The sequence below is a fragment of the Flavobacterium sp. UBA4854 genome (assembly GCF_002399805.1).
GTDB lineage: Bacteria > Bacteroidota > Bacteroidia > Flavobacteriales > Flavobacteriaceae > Flavobacterium > Flavobacterium ginsengisoli.
Map to the genome: position 1 here is coordinate 50,175 of NZ_DHEI01000135.1, position 4,803 is coordinate 54,977.

Annotated in this window: 3 protein-coding genes; all 3 read right to left on the reverse strand. The window is 32.7% G+C overall.

Going from position 1 to position 4,803, the window contains the following annotated elements; all coding sequences use genetic code 11:
* Positions 1-512 (reverse strand): DUF1349 domain-containing protein (locus B3J44_RS19900; protein ID WP_286971023.1); only part of this gene is annotated, 512 nt, incomplete at its 3' end.
* Positions 513-649: 137 nt separating this feature from the next.
* Entirely contained in the window at positions 650-2,866 is a 2,217-nt protein-coding gene (locus B3J44_RS19905) for a glycoside hydrolase family 3 C-terminal domain-containing protein (protein WP_198856034.1), read from the reverse strand.
* A gap of 203 nt (positions 2,867-3,069) precedes the next feature.
* Entirely contained in the window at positions 3,070-4,713 is a 1,644-nt protein-coding gene (locus B3J44_RS19910) for a DUF6377 domain-containing protein (protein ID WP_286971024.1), read from the reverse strand.
* Positions 4,714-4,803 lie beyond the last annotated feature (90 nt).

Below are 4,803 nucleotides of genomic sequence, written 5' to 3' on the forward strand. Positions count from 1 at the left end.
TGTAAAGGCGCATTTCTGGTCATGATATAGTTTTTATCATCAAAAGAATAGAATATTTCAACGGCATCTAATCGTCGTACGGCTTTAATCCAAATAAAAGGAGGCACTTTATCTAAAGTTGTTACGCTCCAATCGCTTTTATCGTGTGTTACAACGGTACTGACATTAAATTTTCCGTCTACAAACTCCACTCCTGTTTTGATGTAATTTTTCTCGTCTATACGAATCATCAAACCCATCTGATCAAAACGAGCGATGTAGTTTCCAGTCAGTTTTACTTTTGCTTCAAACTCTCCACCATAATTGGCGTAGTAAAAAGGCGCATCATCCACCGTGAATCCGTAGTGCGAAATTCTCCAGTAATCGCTATTTGCGGTAACATTCATAATCAATGCATTATTTTTAATTTCCCATTTTTCAGGTTCATTAAACCATTGCATTTTGTTCAGACTCTGTGCTGAAAGGTTCTGGAACATGACAAAACCAAATGTAAATAGTAGTATTCGTTTCATTTTCAAAATTTGATTTTTATTATTAAAGCAAAACTTCTAATATTTTGTTTGTACATCTAAAATTTTAAGACAAAAGCAAAGCTGCAAATTTTTACACTTGCAGCTTTACAAACCAACCAATTTTAGAAATAAAAAACTTATTTAAGTGAGAATTTCACTTTAGATTTTATATCTGTTGATGAAGCACCAATAATTGCTTCGAAATCACCAGGTTCTGCAACCCAGTCATGTTTTTTGTCATCGAAGAAACTTAAAGCCGTCTTATCAATTGTAAACGTTACTGTTTTTTCTTCTCCAGCTTTAAGAGCAACTTTCTCAAAACCTTTTAATTCTTTTATCGGACGAGGCAATGAAGATTTTACATCAGTAATGTACAATTGTACTACTTCAGATCCTTCTCTGCTTCCTGTATTTTTTACGTTAACTGAGAATGTAATTTTATCTCCTTCGTTAATTTGTTTTTTGTCAGCTGTTACTTTTCCGTAAGCAAAAGTAGTGTAGCTTAAACCGTGTCCAAAAGAGAACAATGGTTTGATTTTGTTTTTGTCAATCCAACGGTATCCAACAAAAATTCCTTCGTTGTATTTTACGTCATCGCCACCAGGAAATTCTCCTAAGGCATGAGCTCCGTTATCAGATAATTTTACTGGGAAAGTAAAGGATAATTTTCCAGAAGGATTTACATCTCCAACCAAAACATTTGCTAAAGCATTTCCTGCCTCAGTTCCTAAAAACCATCCCTGAACAATTCCTGGAACTTCTTTAATCCAAGGCATTGCAATTGCATTTCCAGAAATATTTACAAAAACAATGTTTTTATTTACTTTCGCTAATTCGCTAATTAATTTATCCTGACCATATGATAAATTCAACTCTTTACGATCATGTCCTTCGTCATCTTGGTTTTCGCTTTTGTTCAATCCTCCGATAAAAAGAACAATATCAGCATCTTTAGCTACTTTTAAAGCTTCTGCAGTCAATTCAGCTGGAGAACGTTTCTCTTCCAAACTTACTTTAGCAATAACTCCATTGTAATTACTTGTAGGATCTCCTACATAACCTCTTGCATAAACAATTTCAGCTTGGTTTCCGATTCTTTTCTTTAAACCTTCAAGTGGCGTGATTTCGTATCTTGCTTTAAGCGAAGAACTTCCTCCACCGACTGTCATCATTTTAATCGCATTTTCTCCAATTACAGCAATCTTTTTGGTTTTAGAAAGATTGATTGGAAGAATATTGTTGTTGTTTTGTAATAAAACGATTCCTTCTTCAGCAATTTTACGGCCAGCCAAAGCATGCTCTTCAGTTCCAAAAGATCCAAAAGGACGGTTTCTATCCATTGTAGTTAGGAAAGATAAACGTAGAATGCGACGTACTTTTTCGTCCAATTCTTTAGTTCCAACTTCTCCTTTTTTGATCATTTCTGCATATGGTTTTGCTAAATAGTAGTTATCATATGCATTACTTGTTCCCCAAGAAAGTCCATTTGTCCAAGAACCGAATTCCATATCCAAACCATTGTGAATAGCTTGTTTAGTATCACTAACTCCACCCCAATCTGAAACTACAACTCCTTTAAAGCCCCATTCTCCGCGAAGAATATCGTTTAATAAATATTCGTTGTGGCAACATTGCTGTCCTTTGTATTTGTTGTAAGCTCCCATAATTGACCAAACATCACCTTCTTGAACTGCAGCTTTAAAAGCAGGAAGATAAATTTCGTACAATGCACGGTCGTCAACGATTACGTTAACCGAGTTACGATTTGTTTCTTGATTATTTAAAGCGAAATGTTTTACGCAAGCTGCAACTCCATTTGCTTGAACACCTTTAATATAAGGAACAACCATTTTAGATGCCAAAAACGGATCTTCTCCCATATATTCGAAGTTACGACCGTTTAATGGGCTTCTATAAATATTTACACCAGGTCCTAATAATACATTTTTGTTACGGTAACGTGCTTCTTCTCCAATAGATTTACCATATAAAGAAGCCAATTCTTTGTTCCATGTAGATGAAAGTGCTGTAAGCGCTGGAAAAGCAATACAAGAATCGTTTGTCCATCCAGCTTGATCCCATTCGTCCCATTTTACCTCTGTACGAATTCCGTGTGGTCCATCAGTCATCCAGTTTTCGGGAATTCCAAGACGTTTTACACCTGGAGAACTAAATTTAGACTGCGCATGAATCATGGCAATTTTCTCATCAGTTGTCATTCGCTTAAGCGCATCTTCTACGCGCTCTTCAATCGGTTTTTTATCATCTAGATAAACTGGAACTTTATTCTGAGCATTTGCTCCCAAAGAACTCAGTAAAAGTAAAACAACAATTGTTTTAACGTTTTTTAACATAACAGTAATAATTAAAGCATTAGTTAGATAATATTATAAAGTCTATATAAAAACTTTTCTATCATATTGTAAAACTAAAACGTTATCGTACAAGTTACATTTTTAGACAGAAAAAAGTAGTGGTTTAAAAAATCAATTGGTTGGTTTTAAAATACTTAAAACAAAAAACACCTTAAAAAAAGTAGTGATTTTGAAATAAACATTTACGCTTTCAAAGCCATTGAGCCAATTTTCATGACCATTTCTTCGAAATCATTTCGCGAAACTGCGGCCTTATTTCGAGCTCTTGTGCGATAGTTGTAAATTGTGCTTAAAGAATAACGCAAAAATGCTGCTATTTTAACACTGTCCGTAATTCCGAGTCTGATTAAAGCAAAAATTCGAAGTTCTGTATTTAGTAATTCATTTTGCTTTAAAACGATTTGCTCTTCTGGAATTAATAAAGCATTGAAATCTTTGACAAATGTTGGATATAGGTTTAAAAAGATAATATCGAAGTTTTTGTATAATTCTTCTAGCTCGTTATCAACCAAAGTAGTTGATTTTAATATTTTGTAAATTTCGTCGAATTGTTTTGCTGTTGCTTTCTTGTTTAAACTAATGCGATAATTTTCTAGTTTGTTAATGTAAGTTGAGCAAAGACTGAAGAAATGTGCAATATATTCTTCTTTAACCAAATTAGATTCAGACAATTGCAGATTGCTTTCTTGCAACTGCTTGTTTGTTTCAGTAATATCTTTATTTAACTCTGCTAGTTTCTGACTGGTTTCATAAAGTTCGCTTCTAATTCTAGAAACCTTTTTCATTTGTTTGTAAACGTAAATAATTGCAACTAGTAAAAACAGAGAAAGCAAACTGATGCAAAGCAAATAAATCTGTAATTCACTTTTTCGTTGCGCTTCACGTTCCTGATAAACTGTATTAATGATCGAATATACTTCTGACATCAACAAAGTTCGAAACTGAACATTGCAATATAATGCATCTTCAATCGCAGATTGTGTGAGTTTATAAGCCATATCGACATCTCCAATTTCGTAAAAAACTAAAGCCAACTCTTGAAGTGAAGCATTGTCTTTATTGGCATTTTTAATATCTGAAGTGGCAGAAAGTGCGTAGTATCTTTTTCTAGCTTCTAAGTCATGCGTAGCTTCGCCTATTTTTCCTAACAAATAGGTAATCATTGCATAGTCTGGACTTTCTTCTTTTGTTTTATTCAATAAAGCTAATAACTGCTTTTTGGGATCATTGTATTTTTTATCAATAAAAATATCTTGCTGGATTCTATTAATTTGATATTCTAACGTATTTGGTTTTAGAACACTTAATAATGAATCACGATAACTCCCAATCTGTTTTCTGTATTCAGGACTATAACTATTAGCCGCATAATGTTCAAAAAATTCACGATACGAAATATAATAATTTGGAAGTAAAGAAGCAGGGAGACTTTTTTTATTAATGCTTTTTAAAATTGCTTCAGATTCACGGTATTTTCCAGAAGAAGAATAAAGTGTTACCAATTGCAATTGCGCTAAATCTAAAAGTTCTTTATTTTGAAGTTCTTCGGCAATTTTGATGTTCTTTTTTACATATTGAATTGCAGAATCTGAGTTTAGTTTCTGATATTCAAAATAAAGTGTTTTGTTATAATTATACTCTTGCTCTTTCGTAAGATTATCCGATTTTATCTTCTTGAAATTCAGAATTCGCTCTTCTTTAATCTTTACGTAATACTGTTTATTTTTAATCGCTTCGTTTAATTCTTTCAAAATAACATCTGTACTCTCCGATGCAAAAAGTGGAAGGTTTAAAATAAAAAACAGAAATAAGTAATATTTTTTCAAAGCGATTTTAATATAAAGGAATTACAAATATAGCAAAGCGAAAATATAAAAAATGAATTATTTTGACAGTGGTTATAATTAACCAAAAAT